At 66.7% G+C, this 19606-nt stretch carries 16 protein-coding genes, 1 tRNA gene, 1 pseudogene and 2 riboswitches; of the genes and pseudogenes, 5 read left to right on the top strand and 13 right to left on the bottom strand.

Annotated elements, in window-relative coordinates; genetic code table 11:
- Positions 1-116: 116 nt before the first annotated feature.
- Both pcrA and AC5RUF_RS09840 read right to left on the bottom strand, forming a co-directional pair.
- Complete coding sequence (gene pcrA / locus AC5RUF_RS09845; protein WP_494130454.1) at positions 117-2567, bottom strand: DNA helicase PcrA; 2451 nt, start codon at positions 2565-2567, stop codon at positions 117-119.
- Between the two features lie 82 nt (positions 2568-2649).
- Entirely contained in the window at positions 2650-3453 is an 804-nt protein-coding gene (locus AC5RUF_RS09840; protein WP_494130453.1) for an inositol monophosphatase family protein, read from the bottom strand.
- Between the two features lie 43 nt (positions 3454-3496).
- Between AC5RUF_RS09840 and AC5RUF_RS09835 the strand changes: the two genes are divergently transcribed.
- Complete coding sequence (locus tag AC5RUF_RS09835) at positions 3497-4132, top strand: hypothetical protein (protein ID WP_494130452.1); 636 nt, start codon at positions 3497-3499, stop codon at positions 4130-4132.
- A gap of 21 nt (positions 4133-4153) precedes the next feature.
- Here AC5RUF_RS09835 and AC5RUF_RS09830 read toward each other — a convergent pair.
- A pseudogene (locus AC5RUF_RS09830) lies at positions 4154-6115 on the bottom strand (MMPL family transporter); the annotation flags it as partial.
- Positions 6116-6198: 83 nt separating this feature from the next.
- Between AC5RUF_RS09830 and AC5RUF_RS09825 the strand changes: the two are divergent.
- On the top strand, positions 6199-6726 hold the full coding sequence (locus AC5RUF_RS09825; protein WP_494130451.1) for a MarR family winged helix-turn-helix transcriptional regulator: 528 nt from the start codon (positions 6199-6201) through the stop codon (positions 6724-6726).
- Positions 6727-6760: 34 nt separating this feature from the next.
- Positions 6761-6834 (top strand) — tRNA-Arg (locus AC5RUF_RS09820).
- A 50-nt stretch (positions 6835-6884) separates the two neighbouring features.
- Here the strand turns inward: AC5RUF_RS09820 and AC5RUF_RS09815 are convergent.
- Positions 6885-8780 (bottom strand): ABC transporter ATP-binding protein, encoded by a 1896-nt coding sequence (locus AC5RUF_RS09815; protein ID WP_494130450.1) that lies wholly within the window; start codon positions 8778-8780, stop codon positions 6885-6887.
- A 242-nt stretch (positions 8781-9022) separates the two neighbouring features.
- On the opposite strand from AC5RUF_RS09815, the gene AC5RUF_RS09810 reads away from it, so the two are divergent.
- On the top strand, positions 9023-10717 hold the full coding sequence (locus tag AC5RUF_RS09810) for a sensor histidine kinase (protein ID WP_494130449.1): 1695 nt from the start codon (positions 9023-9025) through the stop codon (positions 10715-10717).
- 3 nt (positions 10718-10720) lie between these two features.
- Here the strand turns inward: AC5RUF_RS09810 and fdhD are convergent, their stop codons facing one another.
- From fdhD to AC5RUF_RS09765, 9 genes are all read right to left on the bottom strand, one after another.
- The gene (fdhD, locus tag AC5RUF_RS09805; RefSeq protein WP_494130448.1) at positions 10721-11563 is read right to left on the bottom strand and encodes a formate dehydrogenase accessory sulfurtransferase FdhD; all 843 of its coding nucleotides are present in this window, start codon (positions 11561-11563) and stop codon (positions 10721-10723) included.
- Positions 11564-11635: 72 nt separating this feature from the next.
- Positions 11636-12931 carry a molybdopterin molybdotransferase MoeA gene (locus AC5RUF_RS09800; protein ID WP_493996490.1) on the bottom strand — a complete coding sequence of 432 codons (1296 nt, stop codon included), beginning with the start codon at positions 12929-12931 and terminating at the stop codon, positions 11636-11638.
- Positions 12928-13212 (bottom strand): DUF6457 domain-containing protein, encoded by a 285-nt coding sequence (locus AC5RUF_RS09795; RefSeq protein WP_493996491.1) that lies wholly within the window; start codon positions 13210-13212, stop codon positions 12928-12930. The genes AC5RUF_RS09800 and AC5RUF_RS09795 overlap by 4 nt, the downstream gene beginning before the upstream one ends.
- A gap of 36 nt (positions 13213-13248) precedes the next feature.
- Entirely contained in the window at positions 13249-13860 is a 612-nt protein-coding gene (gene mobA / locus AC5RUF_RS09790) for a molybdenum cofactor guanylyltransferase (RefSeq protein ID WP_494130447.1), read from the bottom strand.
- Positions 13860-14360, bottom strand: coding sequence for an HNH endonuclease (locus AC5RUF_RS09785; protein WP_493998588.1), 501 nt, complete (start codon positions 14358-14360; stop codon positions 13860-13862). Before AC5RUF_RS09785 ends, mobA begins: the two co-directional genes overlap by 1 nt.
- Before the next feature lie 259 nt (positions 14361-14619).
- Positions 14620-15402 (bottom strand): NlpC/P60 family protein, encoded by a 783-nt coding sequence (locus AC5RUF_RS09780; protein ID WP_493998589.1) that lies wholly within the window; start codon positions 15400-15402, stop codon positions 14620-14622.
- Positions 15403-15428: 26 nt separating this feature from the next.
- Positions 15429-16193: an NlpC/P60 family protein gene (locus AC5RUF_RS09775; protein ID WP_494130446.1), complete on the bottom strand. Its 765-nt coding sequence runs from the start codon at positions 16191-16193 to the stop codon at positions 15429-15431.
- Between the two features lie 3 nt (positions 16194-16196).
- A riboswitch (cyclic di-AMP (ydaO/yuaA leader) is annotated at positions 16197-16355 on the bottom strand.
- Positions 16356-16480: 125 nt separating this feature from the next.
- Positions 16481-17131 carry a M23 family metallopeptidase gene (locus tag AC5RUF_RS09770; RefSeq protein WP_493997359.1) on the bottom strand — a complete coding sequence of 217 codons (651 nt, stop codon included), beginning with the start codon at positions 17129-17131 and terminating at the stop codon, positions 16481-16483.
- A gap of 126 nt (positions 17132-17257) precedes the next feature.
- A riboswitch (cyclic di-AMP (ydaO/yuaA leader) is annotated at positions 17258-17451 on the bottom strand.
- Positions 17452-17541: 90 nt separating this feature from the next.
- Positions 17542-18246 carry an iron-dependent transcriptional repressor DtxR gene (locus tag AC5RUF_RS09765; protein ID WP_493997358.1) on the bottom strand — a complete coding sequence of 235 codons (705 nt, stop codon included), beginning with the start codon at positions 18244-18246 and terminating at the stop codon, positions 17542-17544.
- 212 nt (positions 18247-18458) lie between these two features.
- Here AC5RUF_RS09765 and serC point away from each other — a divergent pair, with 212 nt between their 5' ends.
- Positions 18459-19586, top strand: a complete 1128-nt coding sequence (gene serC, locus AC5RUF_RS09760) for a phosphoserine transaminase (protein ID WP_494130445.1) — start codon at positions 18459-18461, stop codon at positions 19584-19586.
- Positions 19587-19606 lie beyond the last annotated feature (20 nt).

The following is a 19606-nucleotide window of genomic DNA, read 5'->3' as shown; positions in this document are numbered from 1 at the left end:
GGAACTTTAGTACCTTGGCGCTTGGCGCCGATCACAGACTACCCCTTTAGTGATGAAGCACACACTTCTATCGCTTGTAGAAGACAGGGGCTCTGCGTTATGAAAACCTACCCGTTTCAACCCTCTTTCGTCAGGGGTGCATAGCGCAGCAGCAGCCGCTTTTCGCCGACGTCGAACTTCACCTTTGCCACGGTCTTGTCCCCTGAGCCTTCCACCGCCAGCACGGTGCCGTGCCCGAAGGAGGTGTGGTTGACCTTGTCTCCGGCCGCCACCGAAATGACTTCCTTCTGCGGCTGGACGCGGCCCATCGCCTTGGCCACCGGTGAGCCGGCGGTGCTGCCGCCGGTGCCCAGCGGAGCGCCGGCGCCCCAGGAGGAGCCGCCGTAGCGACTGGAAGTGATGCTTCCTCCCCCGCCCCAGGCAGGCCGTTCCATGCCTTCGCGCTTCCACTCGATCAGGTCCGCCGGCACTTCACCCACAAACTGGCTGGCCGGGTTGTACTGGCTCTGTCCCCACATGCTGCGCACCTCGGACCGGGTGAGGTAGAGGCGCTGCCGGGCGCGGGTCAGGCCCACGTAGGCGAGCCGGCGTTCCTCGGCCAGTTCGGCTGGGTCGGTCGCGGAGCGCTGGTGCGGGAAGAGCCCCTGCTCCATGCCGGTCAGGAACACCACCGGGAATTCCAGGCCCTTGGCGGTGTGCAGGGTCATCAGGGTCACCACGCCCTGCCGGCGGGATTCCTCGACGGCGGCGGCCACTTCTTCGGCGGAACCCTCCGGGGCGTCGGGGATCGAGTCGGCATCGGCCACGAGGGAGACCTGCTCCAGGAACTCGCCGAGCGATCCTTCGGGGTTGTCCCGTTCGTATTCGCGCACCACGGCCACGAGTTCGGCGAGGTTCTCCACCCGTGACTCGTCCTGCGGATCGCTGCTGGAACGCAGTTGGGCCAGGTACCCGGTCTGTTCCAGCACCGCTTCCAGGGCCGCGGCGGCACCGGATCCGGACGCCACCTCACTGAGGTCATCGATGAGTTTCACGAAACCGTTGACGGCGTTCCGCGAGCGGGTGGCCAGGCCGGGCGCTTCATCCGCACGGCGCAGGGCAGCCATAAACGAAATCCGCTCCCGTTCGGCCAGGGCAGCCACGGCGTATTCGGCGCGGTCGCCGATGCCGCGCTTGGGCTCGTTGAGGATCCGGCGCAGGTTCACCACGTCGTCGGAATTAACCAGCACCCGCAGGTACGCCAGTGCGTCCTTGATTTCCTTGCGTTCGTAGAAGCGGGTGCCGCCCACTACCTTGTAGGGCAGGCCCACCCGGACCAGGACGTCTTCCAGGGACCGGGACTGGGCGTTGGTCCGGTAGAACACGGCGACGTCGCCCGGGCGCAGGTTTTCCTCGTCCTGCAGCCGGTCAATCTCTTCGGCGATGAACCGGGCTTCCTCGTGCTCGTTCTCGCCCACGTAGCCGATGATCTTCTCGCCGTCGCCTTCGGCGGTCCAGAGGCGTTTCTCCGGCCGGTTGGGGTTGCGGGAAATCACGGCGTTGGCCGCGTTGAGGATGGTCTGGGTGGAGCGGTAGTTCTGCTCGAGCAGGATGGTCCGGGCGGAGGGGTAGTCCTTTTCGAAGTCGTTGATATTGCGGACGTCGGCGCCACGGAAGGCGTAAATGGACTGGTCGGAGTCACCAACCACCGTCAGTTCCGCCGGCGGAACGTCCAGGGCGTCGTCGTCGGACCCCACCAGTTCGCGGACCAGGGCGTACTGGGCGTGGTTGGTGTCCTGGTACTCGTCCACCAGGATGTGCCGGAACCGCCGCCGGTAGTATTCCGCCACACCGGGGAAGGCGCGGAACATAAACACGGTCTGGGCAATCAGGTCGTCGAAGTCCATGGCATTGGCCTGGCGCATCCGCTGTGCGTAGCCCTTGTATACCTCGGCGACGGCCTGCTCGAACGGGTCGGCGTAGTTGGCCGATTCCGCGTAGGACTCTTCGTCGATCAGTTCGTTCTTGAGGGCGGAGATCTTGTTCATGATCGCCTTGGGGGCGAACCGCTTGGGGTCCAGGTCCAGGCCCTTGGCCACCAGCGTGATCAGCCGCAGCGAATCGGCGGAATCATAGATGGAGAAGTTGGAGTTCATCCCCACCGTTTTGGCTTCCCGGCGCAGGATCCGCACGCAGGAGGAGTGGAACGTGGAGATCCACATGGTCTTGGCGACGCCGCCCACCAGTGACTCGATCCGTTCGCGCATTTCCGCGGCGGCCTTGTTGGTGAACGTAATGGCCAGGATCTGGCCGGGGTTGGACCGCCCCGTGGCCAGCAGGTAGGCGATGCGGTGGCTGAGCACACGGGTTTTGCCCGATCCGGCGCCGGCCACGATCAGCAGCGGGGAGCCCGCGTGCTTCACCGCTTCCTCCTGCTGCGGGTTCAGGCCCTGCAGCAGGTCTGCGGCACGGCTTTCGTCTGCGTAGGAGGACCCCCGGCGGGTTTCGGGAGCACCGGGCGCCTGCACGGCAGGCTCCGGAGCGTTTTTGCGGGGTGCGGGAAAAAGTGGATCAAAGAGGTAGTCCATGATGGCTTTAAGTCTAGGCGCTGCGGCTGACAATCCGGCGAGCAGCGTTTTCCCGCCGCACCCGGCGGGTCCGGAAGCGTGTTCAGGCCGAGGTCAGGGCACCGTGGATCTCCCGGACGGCGGCGGGCGAACCGGCAATGTGCCAGCGGAACCCGTTGACCTCGACGACGGCGGTGCTGCCGCCGGCAGCGAGGACGATGGCCTTGCCCGGCAGCCAGTCCCATTCCGGGCAGCTGTGCTGGAACCATGCCCCGGGCTGCCCGGAGGCCACCCGGCCCAGGTCGCAGGAGCCGGAGCCCATCATGCGCAGGGTGGCTGCACGGGAGGCTGCCGCCGTCCAGGGGCCGGCCACTTCGGGCCGCAGCAACCATGTGGGATGCAGGTAGGTTCCGGCGCACAGCCGGTTCAGCGCCTCGTCGGCCGGCGCGGTAATGGGCTCGCCGTTCAGGGTGGCGGGCCGGTCCTTGCCGCCGAGCCAGAGCAGGTCCTCCTGCGGCTGGTAGATGGCCCCAAGCAGCACGTCGGGGTCGCCCGGCACGTCATGCGGGCCCGGCTCCGGCCGCAGGGCGAGGGCCGAGCACCAATAGGTGGAGCCGGCAAAGAAGTTGTAGGTCCCGTCCACCGGATCAATGACCCAGGACCGGCCGGAGGTGCCGGTGTGGCTGGCACCCTCCTCCCCCACAATCCCGTCATCGGGCCGCAGTTCCCGCAGCCGGCCCACCACCAGCGCTTCGGCCTCGCGGTCTGCGGCGGTGACGACGTCGGACACCGACGTTTTCTGGCTGGCGGTCAGCCCTTCCGCCCGCATCCGGAGCGCAAGCCGGCCGGCCTCGCGGACCAGGTCTGCGGCCAGTTGGAAGTCTTCAGGTGATGCAACGGCACTCATGGGTCCAGCGTAACCGCGCCAAAGGTACGGCCATACTGTAGTTATGGGAAAAACAGCCGCACAGCGAGCCGCAAAGCACGGACCACAGGCAGGCCTGCCCCGCCCCGGCACACCGGGCGCCCCTGCCACCCGGGAACCCCAGGCCAAGAACAGTCCCGGCCTGATAGTCATTGCCGGCGTGGTGACCACGCTCTTCCTGTTCTGGTACCTGCACCTGCTGGTGCTGGGGCAGCTGACCCAGCTGTCCGACGGGCTGGCCATGCCCGACTCCATGGTGTTCGGCTACGGCGAAGACCATCTGGCCGCCCTGCGCGCCGCCATGGATGCCGATGCGCTGGGCCAGCTCAGCTACGTCCACAAAACCGCCGGGGTGCTGTTCCCGCTGATTTTCGGGCTGACCTGGCTGCTGATCATCGGGCTGAACACCCAGCGCAGGAAGCTGCGCTGGGTGCTCTTCAGTGCGCCCATCCTTTTCGTGGTGGCCGACCTGTGGGAGAACATCGCCATCGACAATGCCCTCGGTGCCGTGGAGCTAACGGGCGGTGACGCCGTCCTGGCGGGCACCCTGACCGTCGCCCGCTGGGTCCTGCTCGCCCTGAGCCTTGCGGCGTCCGTGGTTGCCGTCTTTACCCGCCGGGTTGGACGGCCACCAGAACTTGTCACCCAGGACAAAGGTTAGGGCCGGGACCACGACGGTCCGAACCAGCAGGGTGTCGAACAGGACACCGATGGCCACGATGATGCCCACCTGCGTCAGGGTCACCAGCGGCAGCACGCCCAGGACGGCGAACACGGCCGCCAGCAGGATGCCCGCACTGGTGATCACGCCGCCGGTGGAGCGCAGCGCGGCGAGCATGCCCTGCTTGGTACCCATGGTTGCGGCGTTCTCCCGGGCGCGGGTGGTCAGGAAGATGTTGTAGTCCACGCCCAGGGCCACCAGGAACAGGAACGAGTAGAGCAGCGTCTGCACGTCCATGGCCGGGAAGTCCAGGATGTTCTCGAACACCAGCCAGCTCAGTCCGGTAGCCGCCAGGAAGGTCAGCAGCACCGAGGCCACCAGCAGCACCGGGGCCACCAGGGAGCGCAACAGGACCATCAGCACTACGAAGACCAGGGCAATGACGGCAGTGCCTACCAGGATGGTGTCATGCTGGTTGGCTGCCAGCTGGTCCACCCGCTCGGCCGCTTCGCCGCCCACCAGGGCGTTGTAGGCCTCTCCTGCCAGGTCTTCGCGCAGATCGGTGATGAAGGTGTTCGCTTCATCGGTGCCTGCCTCGTATCCGGTGATCAGCTCCACCCGGGTCCGGCCGTCATGCTCGGTGCCCGGGGTGGCGGCGGTGACGCCTTCAATGCCCTGCAGCTGTGCGACGGCGGCTTCCGCGGAGTCGGTGTCCACCAGCACGGTGACCGGCGAGGAGGAACCGGCCGGGAACCCTTCGGCCAGGGTTTCGGCGGCCGTGACGGCCTGCGGCTTTTCGCGGAACTGTTCGTTTTCGCTCAGGCCGATCTGCAGGGTAAACAGGGCACTGCCCAGCGCCAGCAGCACGACGACGGCGATGCCCGCAATGGTCTTCGGGCGGCGGGCCGTGGCTTCGCCCAGCCGTCCCCAGAACTTTCCTTCCTTGGCGGGGTCCCCCACCTTCGGCACAAACGGCCAGAACAGCTTGCGGCCCAGCAGTACCAGCGCCACCGGCAGCAGGAACAGGGCGCTGAAGATGGCCAGGACAATTCCAATGGCGGCCGAGAAGCCCAGTCCGCGGTAGCTGGCGGTATCTGTGAACAGCAGCGTCAGCAGGGCCAGGATAACGGTGCCGCCGCTGGCAATGATCGCCCCACGGGTGCGGGTCAGGGCTTTGCCCATGGCCTCATAGACCGAATCATGGGCGCGCAGCTCCTCCCGGTAGCGGGCAATCAGCAGCAGCGCATAGTTGGTGGCGGCGCCGAAGACCAGGACGCTGGTAATGCCCACGGCAGAGGGGTCCACGGTGATTCCGGTGGCCGGAGCCAGCAGGTCCACCACCTTCGCGGCCAGCTGTTCAATGGCGCCCACAATGGCCAGCGGCACAATCCAGAGCCACGGGGAGCGGTAGGTAATCAGCAACAGCACGGCGACGACGCCGGCCGTGACGGTCAGGAGCACGAAGTTGGCGCCGGAGAACACCCCGGCCAGGTCGGCGCTGAAGGCTGCGCCGCCGGTCAGTTCCGCCTTGACGCCCTCGGGAGCAGCATCAGACACGGCGCTGCGCAGCTTCTCCACTTCCGCCGAGACGGCGTCGCCGTCGTCGGCCGCGGCCTGCAGTGTCAGCGGGACAATGGCCACCAGCTTGTTCTCGGAGACCACGGGCGGAACCTGGGGCGGCGGACCGGAGGCGCCGGCGTCGGTGGCGGCCGCATTGATATCGGCAATGGCGGCCGTATCCGCGTCCGTCAACGGCCCGCCGTCTTCACGGGAGACCACGACAATGGCGGAGGATTCCTGTGCGTCGGGGAACTCCTCCAGCAGTTCGGCAACCTGGGTGGACTGGTACTTATCGTCCAGACCGCCTACCCCCGTGGTGTCGTTTTCCTCTGCCGGCAGGGCAAACAGGCCAATAATGACGGCCACCCCGATCAGCAGAGTGACCCACGCCGTCTTGGCGTTCTTCACTATCCCTGCATACATGTGCTTCTCCCGTAACGTAAGTATCTCTCCGCCAAAGTATCTCAGATATGGAGATACTTCAATTGCAAGCTACTATTGGCTACGTGGAAGATCAGGAACTACGGCGGGATATCGTCGACGCGCTCCGTGGCCTGAGCCTGGACGGCCAGCGCGTCGCGGATGCCTTCGCGCACTCCCACGGCCTGAACGCCACCGACATGCGTGCACTGGTCCTGATCATGGAAGCCGAGATCCGCCGCGAGGCGCTGACCGCCGGCCAGCTCAGCGCCCGCCTGGGGACCTCCTCGGGGGCAACCACCGCGGTGATCGACCGGCTCGAGCGCATCGGGCACATCCACCGCAACCGCACCCATGCGGACCGGCGGAAGGTCACCCTGCACTTCGAGCCGCTGGCCATGCAGCTCGCCGGAGCCTATTTCGGGCCGCTGGGTGCCATGAACGACGAGGTGATGTCCCGCTACACCGAAGACGAGCTCCGCACCATCCTGGGCTTTATGCAGGCCATCCGGGAAACCTATGCCCGCTACCTCGCCCGGCTCAGCCCGGACGGCAACCCGGAGACAGGCGGCGCACCGGACGGTCTGCAAACGGACCGCGGGAGAAACGGGTAAGCTGGTAGCGCCCGCCGGGGAAGCCCGGCGGTCCGCCTCCGTAGCTCAGTAGGATAGAGCGGCCCTCTCCTAAAGGGCAGGTCGTCGGTTCGATTCCGGCCGGGGGCACTTTTTTGTTTAAGGCCCCCCGCCCGGCGCCATGCGTTCCGCGTCCGGGCTCAGGGACGGGCGGCGCTGTCGGTTTCGGCCGCGGGCTCCGTGGCGAACTGCGTGTTGTACAGCTGCGCATAGCGGCCGCCGCGCTCCAGCAGCTGCGCGTGCGTGCCCTGTTCGGCAATCCGCCCGCCTTCTATGACCAGGATGCGGTCGGCGTTGCGGATGGTGGACAGCCGGTGAGCAATAACGACGGCGGTCCGGCCCTGCAGTGCCTCACCGAGGGCCGCCTGCACGGCGGCTTCGGACGTGGAATCCAGGGCCGCGGTGGCCTCATCGAGGATGACGATCCGCGGCTGCGCCAGCAGCAGCCGGGCGATGGTCATACGCTGGCGTTCACCGCCGGAGAGCCGGTAGCCGCGCTCCCCCACCATGGTTTCCAACCCGTCCGGCAGGGAGCGGACCATGTCCTCGAGCCGGGCACGGCGCAGGGCATCCCAGATCTCATCCTCGCCGGCCTCCGGGTTGGCCAGCAGCAGATTGGCCCGGATTGTTTCGTGGAACAGGTGGCCGTCCTGGGTCACCATGCCCATGGCCTGCCGGATGCCGGCAAAACTCAGGTCCCGCACATCGGTGCCGGAGAAGCGCACGGCCCCGGAGTCGACGTCGTACAGCCGGGACAGCAGCTGTGCGATGGTCGATTTGCCCGCGCCGGAGGTGCCCACCAGGGCCAGTGTCTGTCCCGGCTCCACCCGGAAGGAGATGCCGTGAAGCACTTCCTCTCCGCCGCGCGTGTCCAGGACGGCCACATCTTCCAGGGAGGCCAGGGACACCTTCTCCGCGGTGGGATAGGCGAAGCGGACGTCGTCGAACTCCACGCTGAGCGGACCGGACGGAACCGGGGCGGGATGCTCCTTTTCCCGGATCAGCGGGCGCAGGTCCAGGATTTCGAAGACCCGCTCGAAGCTGACCACGGCACTCATGATTTCCACCCGGGCGTTGGCCAGGGAGGTCAGCGGGGCGTAGAGGCGGGTGAGCAGCAGCGCCAGGGTCACCACGTCGCCGGTGTTGAGGTTCCCGCGGAGCGCCAGGTACCCGCCGAGTCCGTAGACCAGGGCGAGGGCCAGGGCCGAGACCAGGGTCAGCGCAGTGACGAAGACCGCCTGCATCATGGCGGTTTTCACGCCGATGTCCCGGACCCGGGAGGCGCGCAGCGCGAATTCGCGGGATTCGGCGTCGGGCCGGCCGAACAGCTTGATCAGGGTGGCCCCGGGGGCGGAAAACCGTTCCGTCATCTGTGTGCCCATGGACGCGTTGTGGTTTGCGGCTTCACGCCGCAGCGCTGCAAGCCGTCCGCCCATCCGCCGGGCCGGCAGCAGGAACACCGGGAGCAGCAGCATCGCAAGCACGGTGACCTGCCACGAGGTTCCGAGCATCACGATCAGGGTCAGCACCAGGGCGACGACGTTGCTCACCACTCCGGAGAGGGTGCCGCTGAAGGCCTGCTGGGCGCCGATGACGTCATTGTTCAGCCGGCTGACCAGCGCTCCGGTGCGCGTCCGGGTGAAAAAGGCGACCGGCATCTTCAGCACATGGTCAAAGACTGCGGTGCGCAGGTCCAGGATGACGCTCTCGCCGATGCGGGAGGAAAACCAGCGGGTGGCCAGCGACACCGCGGCGTCAGCCACCGCCACCGCGGCGATCAGCAGGGCCAGCCGGACAACGACGCCCGGAGCGGTACCGGCCACGATCGAGTTGACCACCTCGCCTGCCAGGACCGGCGTGGCCACGGCCAGGAAGGCCCCGACCACTGACAGCAGGACAAAACCAAGCAGCCGGAAACGGTAGGGGGCGGCGAACCGGATAATCCGTTTCAGGGTTTCCCGGGAAATCTTGGTGTCATTTCCGTTGGCGCGGGAGATTTTATGGAGAGAACTCCACGCTGCGCCTTCCATGCTCATGTGTATTCCTCCGTAGTCTGCACGTTCCAGCTTAAGCCCGTCGCGGGGCGCTTCCGGGCTGATCGCCGGGGGCTGAATCGGCACAAAACTTTCCTGCACAGGGAGTGAAACATGTCACTGTTTTGGCGCTGTGCGCTGATACACTTCGAAACGCTGCCCGGTAGCTGAACGGGCACCGACGAAAGGCCGCTATGTCTCCGGCACTGAAACCCCCTGCTGTCCCTACGGAGGACCATGCCTCCGTGCAGGAGGCCGTTCCCGCGGAGGTGGCCGTCCCCACGGACGGCGCCGTCCGGCGCGCCATCGCGCTGGTTGCCGTGGAACGGCCCGAGGTTTTCGCCGTTGTAGCCGGCGTCCTGGCCGACGCCGGGCTGGAACCCGTAGCCGTCGGTGACCTTGACGAGGCCATCCAGGCATCCCGGACCGCCGTTCCGGCACTGGCCGTGGTGGATTCAACGGTGCGCCAGATTGCCGGCATGGACATGCTCAAGCGCCTGCGCCATGAGGAGCCGGCCATGACCAAACTGCCGGTGATCCTGGTGGCCGGCGAAGCGGGCCTGGACGTGGAATTGATGGTGGAGCTGGGAATAGCAGACTTCGTCGCCAGCCCGGTTGACGCCGAGGACCTGGCCCGCCGCGTGAACCTCATCCTTGCCACCGCGGAAGCACGGCGGCACCGCCGGATGGCCACAGCCCGGCTCCGCGAAGACACCCGCAGCATTTCGGCGTCAATCCGGGCCACCAACGACCCGCAACAGATGGCTGAAGTGGTAGTCCACGGGCTGGGGGCCACCTTCGAGGCCGACCATGTGCTGCTGGTGACGTTCCCGGATGAGCGCGTCCCGGAGCTGACGCTGGCGTGGACCCGCGACGGAGCGGACGGGTATATTCCTCCGCTGGCCGGACACACTGCGGGCGAGCTTGCGGAATCGCTGTGGGCCCGGGGACGTGCCCTGGCTGTTGAGGACCACGGCCAGCCCGCCGGAGATGAACCTGTTCCGGTAAGCCCGGCCGCGCTGGCGGCGGGGCTGCGGACCTCCCTGGTTGTGCCCCTGGGCCACGGGGACAAGGCTTTCGGCCTGTTGTGGCTTGCCGTGGAAAGCGGCCCCCGGGACTGGTCCGGTACCGAGACCTCGCTGATCCAGCACGTCAGCGGGAACCTCGCCCACGGCCTGGTCCAGGGCAACCTGATTACCGCCCAGCGCATGGTGTTGAAGCGCCAGCGGGAGCTGGACCGGGCCAAAACCGATTTTGTGGCCACGGTCAACCACGAACTGCGGACACCACTGACTTCCATTACCGGGTATCTGGACCTTATCCTCGACGGCTCCGGCGGGGACATCCCCGACGACGTTGCCCAGATGCTCAAGATCGTGGGCCGCAACGCGGTGCGGCTTAACCAGTTGATTACCGACCTGCTGACCATCTCCCGCCAGGACGCGGACGAGGCCGCCATCGAGGTCGAAGAAGTGGACCTGGAGGAAATCCTGCGGTCCGTGGCGGCTTCCCTGGCCCCCGCGGCCGGCGCCAACAGCCTGGACCTGCAGCTGGAACTCGGCCCCGACCCCCTTCGGGTGGACGGAGACCGGGCGCAGCTGGAACAGGTCTTCACCAACCTGTGCTCCAACGCCGTGAAGTTCACGCCCGCCGGCGGATCAGTTGAGGTACGGGCGGAACTGGTGCAGCCCGACGGCGCCGGTCCCGGCGTGCGCGTCCAGGTCAGCGACACCGGAATCGGCATCCCCGAAACCGACCTGCCCAACCTTTTCCGCCGTTTCTTCCGGGCGTCCAATGCCACGTCCGCCGCCATCCCGGGTACCGGCCTCGGACTCGCCATTGTCCAGGACATCGTGCTCCAGCACGGCGGGGAGCTGGGCATTGAGTCCACAGTGGGGTCGGGGACCACCGTGACGGTCCTGCTGCCGGCAACCCGCTAGGGGCTATACCGCAGGCACCCCCGCCAGGATCCGTTCCGGCGACGAATAGCAGTTTAGGGAAGTCCCGCGGCTGAAGCCGATCAGGGTAAGCCCCGCATCCTTGGCCAGCTCCACGGACAGCGCCGAGGGTGCACTGACCGCAGCCAGCACGGGTATGCCCGCCAGCTGCGCTTTCTGCACCAGCTCGAACGAGGCACGCCCCGAGACCTGGAGGGCCATCCCGCGCAGCGGCAGCATCCCGGCCCGCAAGGCCCAGCCCACCACCTTGTCCACCGCGTTATGCCGGCCCACGTCCTCGCGCAGGCACAGCAACTCCCCCTCCGCGCTGAACAGCCCGGCAGCATGCACGCCACCGGTCTTCTCGAAGACTTTCTGTCCCTCGCGCAACCGGTCCGGCAGGGCGGCCAGCATGTCCAACGGCAGACGGATGCGGTCCTCCGCCAGGTCGAAGTGGGTGGACTTGCGCACCGCCTCGATGGAGGCCGTGCCGCAGATGCCGCAGGAACTGGATGTGTACACATGCCGTTCCATGCCGGTGTCAGGAAGGGGGGTGCCCGGCCGCAGCTGGACGTCGACCACGTTGAAGGTCTGTTTCCCGTCCTCGTCCACACCGGCGCAGTAACGCAGGCTGATCAGCTGGCCCGGCTCCCAGATCACCCCCTCCGAGACCAGGAAACCGGCCACGAGGTCAAAATCGTCGCCGGGGGTGCGCATGGTGACGGTGAACGATTTCCCGCCCACCCGGATCTCCAGCGGTTCCTCCCCCGCAAGGACGTCGTCCCGCCGGCTGACGTTTCCGTCCAACCGGAACCTGGTGACCCGTCCACGCTGGGTAACCCGTCCCATGATGCCTCCCTTATACCTAATAACTGCTTGCTGTTCCGACCCGCTGCTGCCGGCCGGCCATCCCGTTGGCCGCTACCCCGCCGGTGCCCGGTTAACCTGCCAGGGCAGCGGAAGAGCCATCACGGCCTGGTCCCTGATGCACCCTTCCGGCGGTATCACCATCACGGCGTCCGCCTCGGCCAGGCCCCGAAGCATTCCCGAACGGAAATACGGTGACGGCATGGCGCGGTCCTCCTGGATGCTGCACGGCACCAGCCTGGTACGCCCGGGCAGGGGTTCCAGGTCCACGCCCGCCAGGACATGGCGCTCACGGGAAATCGGAGCCCCGCGCAGTCCGTCCAGCAGGGGTTGAAGGATGGTGAAGACGGCCATCATGGCGGCGAGGGGGTTGCCCGGCAGCGCTACCAGCAGCCGGCCGTCCCCCAGCCGGGCGAGCATCGTCGGATGGCCTGGCCGCATGGCGATGCCGTCGATCAGCAGCTCCGCGTCCACCTCTTCCAGTGCCCGGCGGAGGTGGTCTGCGTCGGAACGTCCCGTACCGCCCGTAGTGATCAGCACGTCTCCGGAGGACATCGCAATCGACAGCTCGTCGGCGGCTTCGCTGCTCAGCGCCGAAACCACGTCCTCCAGCCGGTCCGGGAGGCGCCGGACAACGTCCACCTTCCCGCCCAGCATGGAGACCAGCTGCGGGAGCTGCGGCCCGAAGGTGTCGCGGACCTGCCCCGGCTCGGGGATTCCGGCTTCGATCACTTCGTCGCCGGTCAGCAGGAGGGACACCCTGGGTGAGCGGAGCACCGGCAGGGTGTCATGCCCGCAGACGGCGGCGAGGGCAATGTGGGCCGGATTCAGCAGCTTGCCGGCGGGGATGGTGGTCTCACCCGCCGAGGCCTCTTCGCCCGCGGGACGGATGTGCTCGCCCGGGGACGGTTCGGATTCCCGGGCCCGGTCGCTGAGGGTCAGCTGCGGCAGGTTCGTACCGGAAACGTTCCCGCTTTCCGAACGCAGGACGGCGTCCGCCCCTTCCGGGATGAGCCCTCCGGTGAGGATCTCCACTGCTTCTCCCGGCTGCAGGGCCCGGCGTCCGGACTCCCGGTGGATCTGCCAACGTTCCACTTCCGGTTCCTGGTGGGTGATGACCGTCCACGGTCCCGGCCCGGCAACCGCCCAGCCGTCCATGGCGGCCGAGGCATAATGCGGCACCGGCTGGAGCGCCGTGGTCTCCAGCGCGAGGATCCGACCCAGTGCTTCGTCCAGCGGAACGGTTTCATAGGGCAGCGGACGGGCCGCGGCGTACGCGGCATGCCTGGCCTGTGCCCAGGAAGCATTGGGCTGGGCCGGCAGGATTACGGGAACGGCCTGTTCACTCATTCGGCACCTCCTGCTTCGGCTGCGGACCGGCACTCGCTGACGGCCACCGCCATAGCAGAGCGCATGGCCACGGCGTCGGATGCCTGACCGCTTCCGGCCGCCATCCCCGCGGCGTACCCGGCAATATAAGTAGTCAGCGGAGCAGCCGGACGCACCACGCTGTGGGCAGCGGCAGCGGCCAGGTCCAGGACTGCTGACACGTCCACGGGTGTTCCCTCGAGCTCAAGCGCCTTGAGCAGCCTGCCGCTCCACGCCTCGAGTAGTTCCTGCTGGCTTGCCATTTGTGCTCCTTCGCTTCGCCGTGGCGCCCGCGGGGCCTACGGTTGGTCTCCGGCGCTCACACCCAGATTCTGTGCGTCGTCCCAGGTGTCAACATCGGCTGTACTCATTGGGGGAACAACAACACCCCTCCATTGCACCCTAGCAAGCAGCGCCTTCATGGACATGTTGGTCAGGCCGTTGGGGGCATGGCCGGCGACGGCGGCGTGTAGGTCCGCGGTGCGGTACAGCCCCGCCAGCGGCTGGCTGCGCCCGCTGCTGTCCAGGGCCAGGAGGCTGTCGCCAGCTCCATCGCCGGCGGCCGTCAGGAGGGCCTGCACCGCGGCCCTGACGCCGGGCATGTCGCAGGCCAGGACCAGGGTCCAGTCGCTGCGCCCGGGCAACGCGGCCAGCCCGGCGGCGACGGCGGCGGCGGGGCCTCCGAACGCGGGTTCTTCCCTTACCAGCAGGGGGTTACCGGGGAAACCGTCCAACAGCGGCCGGAGCCCGGGAAGACCGGCGACGACAATATGCTGGGCTCCGTCCGCGGCCGCCAGGGTCGTTTCCAGCAGGGTGGCGCCCCCGGCCAGCAGCAGCGCCTTCGGCCGGCCGCCCAGCCGGGCCGAGCGGCCACCGGCCAGTATTACGGCGTTGTGGGTTATTGCAGGCATCAGGCGGCTGTGTCGTTCTGCAGGAAGGGATCCCATTGCGGGGACGGGCGTTCAAGTTCACGGATCTGCCAGCGGGCTCCCCGCGGGGCCTTGGGGGAAATACGCAACTGCCAGCCAAGCTGGGCCAGGGTCCGGTCCCCTTTGGTGTTGTTGCAGCGCAGGCAGCAGGCCACCAGATTCTCCCAGCTGTCATCTCCCCCGCGGGAGCGCGGGATGACGTGGTCCACCGTGGCGGCTGCCTTTCCGCAGTAGGCACATTCATGGTTGTCCCGGCGCAGTACGCCCCGGCGGGTGGCCACGGTGCCTTCCCGGTACGGTACCCGGACGTAACGGTGGAGCAGGATGACGGAGGGCCTGGGAAGGATTTCGGTGGGCCCCACTACCGGCTCGCCGCTTTCCGCCACCACGCTCGCCTTCCCGCTCAGTACCAGCACCAGCGCGCGTCGGAAGGTAATCACGGCCAGCGGTTCATATCCAGCATTCAGAACGAGAGTGCGCATGCACATACCTCTTCGTAGGCCGCCCACGAGTCAGTGAGTACTAGACACCGGCACGCGTGCGGCACATCGGATTGTCTATGCAAGAGTATGACGGGATTGCATTCTTGGCCATTTCCCGGCTCAAAACCCGCGCCGGACCGGGTGCTGGTTCCGGGTTGCCTCGCCCCGTCCCCGGTATTAAAGCCGGAAGGCTCCCACCAATGGGGAGCCTTCCGGGTTGTTTCTTGGCTGTGCTGCTCAGGTGCCTGTTGCTTAGCTGCTAGCCGCCTACACGGATGTAGACGCCGCCGGAGCCCAGCTCCGCCGGAGCCACAACGGTGCTGTTGCCGTTGAAGCCGCCGTGTACAGCCTGGCCGCCGCCTACGTACACCGCGATGTGGGCCAGGCCCATGCCGCCGTTGGCGTAGTAGATCAGGTCACCCGGCATGGCCTCGGCTGCACTGACCGTCCGTCCAAGGGACAGGTAGCTCGCAGGCCATCCGTGGTGGTTGATGCCTGCCGCAGCCAGGGCGTTGGTAACCAGCATGGTGCAGTCCTGCTGGACGCCCAGCTGTGCGTAAGCTGCAGCGGCAATGGTGGAAGCAACCCCGGAAGGGATGCCCTGCCCGGGCGCCGGGGTGGAAGAGGCAGTGGTAACAACACCGGCAGCCGGAGCTGCGGGCGATGCCGTACGTGCGCCCTGCGAACCGGCAACTGCCGCGTCCTGTGCCTGGACCGCGGTTTCCACGGCTTCGGCAACGGGAGCCGCAGTTGCGCCGGCAATATCTTCGCGTTCGAAGGAGATGGAGACATCGCCGGGGACCTGCACGGTCTTGAGCGAAGCCAGGTCCAGCGTGCTGGTCTGGACATCGCGCAGGGGCTCCGTGCCGGAGGCGTTGGCAGCCACACCGGTGGTGAGGACCAGACCGGAGGCAGCCGCAATAACTGCAGCCTGGCGGCCCACGGTTCCGGCGTTGGCGCTCACGGCACCGGCAAGTGCGTTCAGCGTGGTGGTGCGTTCAACCGGCGCCCGGTGACGGGCGCGCTCAACTGTCGAGGTCATGATTCTCCGCGTCTCGATTTCCGTGCTTAGTTGACGCGGACGAAGCTGACGCCGCCCAGGTCGGAGAGGCTGTGCAGGCCGGTGTTCGCACCGTTCAGACCGCCGCTGATGACCTGGCCGTTGCCGACGTAGATGGCCACGTGGCCGCCGTTGATGACGAGGTCACCCGGGGCCGGGCTGCCGACTACGGTGCCGAACTGGAAGAACTGGCTGGGAGCCAGGTCACCCACCGACTTGCCGACGGAGCGGAGAGCCTTTTCGACCATGGCGGTGCAGTCCTGGGCCACGCCGATCTGGCTGTAAGCGGAGGCTACGAGGCCGGCGGCAACGTTGCCCGGGGCAACGGCGCTGGCGGCGGGAGCGGAAGAGGCGGTCTGCACACCGACGGCCGGTGCGGCGGCTACGCGGGAAGCTGCGGCGCGCTGTGCGGCTGCCTGCTGCTCCTGTGCGGCCTGAGCGGCGGCTTCTTCGGCTGCAACCTGTGCGCGGTAGTCGGCGCCCGAGATGGAGCTGGGAGCTTCCAGGTCGAGGGCGAAGGTTGCGTCTGCGGGAGCCTTGACGTCTCCGGCAACAACGTTCAACGGGGTGGATTCAAGCGCCTGGCGGTCCGTGCTGACGGACGCTGCCTGTGCAGGGAGTCCTGCAGCCAGCACGAGGCCGGATGCTGCGACAACGACGGCGGCCTGACGGCCCACCATGCCTGCGTTGCTGCTGACTGCCTTGGAAAGTGCAGTGATCGGGTTGGTCTGAACGGTGGCAGCGCGACGGCGGCCGTGAGCGTGTGATGACACAGGTTTGCCTCTCCCAATTGCCTACGAGGTGAGCTGTCGGATTCGGATGGGAGTCACCCGGTTGCCCGGCCTATGGCCTTGTGCAACTTAACCCCAAGGGCTTCTTGCGAAACCCGAAATTGGTTCCCCCGCCTCTGCCATGCGATTCTGCGAACGGACTTCAAACAGTGGCAGAGCTAGGCGATCTGTTCGAAGGTGCCTGATCGTTGGCGAATCAGGCACGAGGACGAGCGTACAGCAACATTTGCGCTATGTCACGTTCCGATCACGAAACGGTATTAGAGCGGTTACAACCAGTCCAACGGGTCAACAACTTCCCCGTTAACCATGACCTCAAAATGCAGGTGGCAGCCGGTGGAAGCACCCGTGGTGCCGCTGGCGCCCACGAGGTGTCCGCGCTTGATTTCGGTGCCTGCGGACACGGAGATCGCTGAGAGGTGGTTGTACGTGGTCTGCACCCCGTTGCCGTGGTCAATGACCACGCGGTTGCCGCCGCCGTAGGGGTGCCAGCCGGCGGATACCACCGTGCCGGAGGCCGCCGCGTTCACCGCCGTGCCGCAGGCAGCTGCAAAGTCCTGGCCGTTATGCATTTCGCCGGCCTGCCCTGTGATCGGGCTGACCCGGTGCCCGAACCCGGAGGTCTTCACGAGCCCTTCATCCAGGGGCGTGGACAGCGTGCCCTTGGCAGCCGCGGGAACAGTGTGGGATCCGGAGGCCACGGTGACCGAGGCCAGCTTGGCATCCGGATCATATTTGCTGCTGATGCCGGCGCGGGCAAAACCGATATTGGCATTGGCATCCGCGGATACCGGCGCGTCGGCAGCCGTCGTCGGGAGCTGGACCGGATCATCGGCTGCTGCCGATGTGGGCAGCGCTGCGGTGAGGATGAGCCCCGAGGTGGCCGCTGTGATGGCGACCTTCTGTGCGGCGCCACCCATGGAGATGTTTTTGGTTTCAACCCGCCTTCGCCCGGAAGGCTGGGAGCTGCGCCGGCGCGCGGGAGCAGCGGGAGCAGCAGGAGCAGCAGCACGGCGCCGCCCCGAAGCAGCATGCTTCGACAAGTGTTTCCCTCTCTTGGATCGCCTGCGAAGTTAGCTGTCGGATTCGAGTAGAGAAACTCGGCCTTCGGCGTACCGCCGGCCGAACGCGCTTCTATGGGCGTCGGGCCGTTGGCTTCCGGAAGACTTCACCCCAAGGCAGTTGCACTGCCGGAAAATGGGTCCTCCGCCCCTGCCTGATGAGTTGGTGCTCCGGTCTGCTGGCAGGGCTCGGCGGACGGACCGGATAACGATGGTGTTTCAGCGTCGCAACTTACTATAGGGTAAACCGCGCAAAAGTGACCATTCCGTTACCCGGCGTGTGAGACAAAGACGTGTGCCGCCACTTCGGCGGGCAGTTCCAGTGCCCCTTCAATGCCGGGAACCCGGACGGAGATATAGCCGCCCACTACTTCTGCCGTGATCTCTGCGCCCGGCCGCAGCCCCGCTTCGTCGAGTTGGGAGAGTAGTTCCGGCTCCACCTGGATGGGTTCCGCCAGCCGCACGAGCTTCAGTTTGGCTCCGGGGATGGCTTCCGCCACCGCCGAGACCAGGTCATTCACGCCTGCGTGGAAGACCTCTGCCGGGGCAGCTACTCCGCCAATGCCTTCCAACCCCGGAATCGGGTTGCCGTAGGGAGATTCGGTGGGATGCCCCAGCAGCTCATACAGCCGCCGTTCCACCCGCTCGCTCATCACGTGCTCCCAGCGGCAGGCCTCGTCATGGACATAGGCCCAGTCCAGGCCGATGACGTCCGAGAGGAGGCGCTCCGCGAGCCGGTGCTTGCGCATCACTTCGGTGGCCCGGCGGCGGCCAAGTTCCGTCAGCTCCAACCGGCGGGTTCCGGCAACTACTACCAGTCCGTCGCGTTCCATGCGGCCGATGGTCTGGGAGACGGTGGGTCCGGAGTGCCTCAGCCGCTCGGCAATCCTGGCCCTCAGGGCCACGATGTTTTCTTCTTCCAGTTCCAGGATGGTCCTGAGATACATCTCAGTCGTGTCAATGAGATCCGTCATGACGGGCCGCTCCTAGTACCGAAGGGAGGAGGGCAACGCGTGCTGCCCGGGTATACGCCAACACGTTAGCCTACCCGCGGGACTGCCGGTAAATTGCGGGATGCCCGGCACAGGCAGCAGTGTCGCCGGTCATAAATCGTGCGCCAAGCGGCCTTGCGGCAGAATGAAAGGGTATCTGCGCTTACCTTTCGACACGCTTGGAGCGACACATAATGGGCGATTCCGCCGCACTGAAGATTCCCGCTGAACTCCTTCCGAAGGACGGCCGCTTTGGTGCCGGTCCGTCCAAGGTCCGCCCCGAACAGATGGCGGCGCTTGCCGCCGCAGGAGCCACCCTCCTGGGCACCTCCCACCGGCAGGCCCCCGTGCGGAACCTGGTGGGCAGTGTGCGCCAGGGACTCGCGGACCTGTTCTCCGCACCCGAGGGCTATGAAGTGGTGCTGGGCGTGGGCGGATCAACCGCGTTCTGGGATGTCGCGGCCTTCGGGTTGGTGGAGAAAAAGGCACAGCACCTTTCCTTCGGCGAATTCGGCTCAAAGTTCGCGGCAGCGACCAACAAGGCCCCGTTCCTCTCGGCGTCGAGCATCATCAAGGCCGAACCGGGCACCCGTCCGGAGCCCGCCGCGGAAGCCGGCGTCGATGTCTACGCCTGGCCGCAGAACGAGACCTCCACGGGCGTAGCCGCCCCGGTGCGGCGCGTGGAAGGAGCCGATCCCGGTTCCCTTGTACTCATTGATGCCACTTCCGCCGCGGGCGGCCTGGACGTGGATGTGTCCCAGTCGGATGTCTATTACTTCGCCCCGCAGAAGAACTTCGCTTCCGACGGCGGCCTGTGGCTGGCCATGTTCTCCCCCGCAGCCTTGGAACGGGCGGCGCGGATCAACGCCGGGGACCGCTGGATCCCGGACTTCCTTAACCTGCAGACCGCAATCGACAACTCCCGGCTGAACCAGACCTACAACACGCCGTCGTTGTCCACGCTGGTCACGCTGAACGCCCAGATCGAGTGGCTGAATGCCAACGGCGGACTGGCGTTCGCGGCCGGTCGTACCGCGGAGTCGGCCGGACGGATCTACTCCTGGGCGGAGAAATCAGCCGTCGCCACCCCGTTCGTGGCACGGGCTGAGGACCGCTCGAACGTCATTGCCACCATCGACTTCGCTGAGGGCATCGACGCAGGGGCGATTGCCAAGACCCTGCGCGCCAACGGCGTGGTGGATGTGGAGCCGTACCGCAAGCTCGGCCGCAACCAGCTGCGTATTGCCACGTTTGTTGCCATTGATCCCGACGACGTGAGCGCGTTGCTGGCGTGCATCGATTATGTGATTGCCAATTCCTGATCCTCCAACGGCGCATTCAG

The sequence above is a fragment of the Arthrobacter sp. Y3224198 genome, assembly GCF_059090025.1.
The sequence above is the reverse complement of the archived record's forward strand: the minus strand, read 5'-3'. Positions and strand labels throughout refer to the sequence as shown.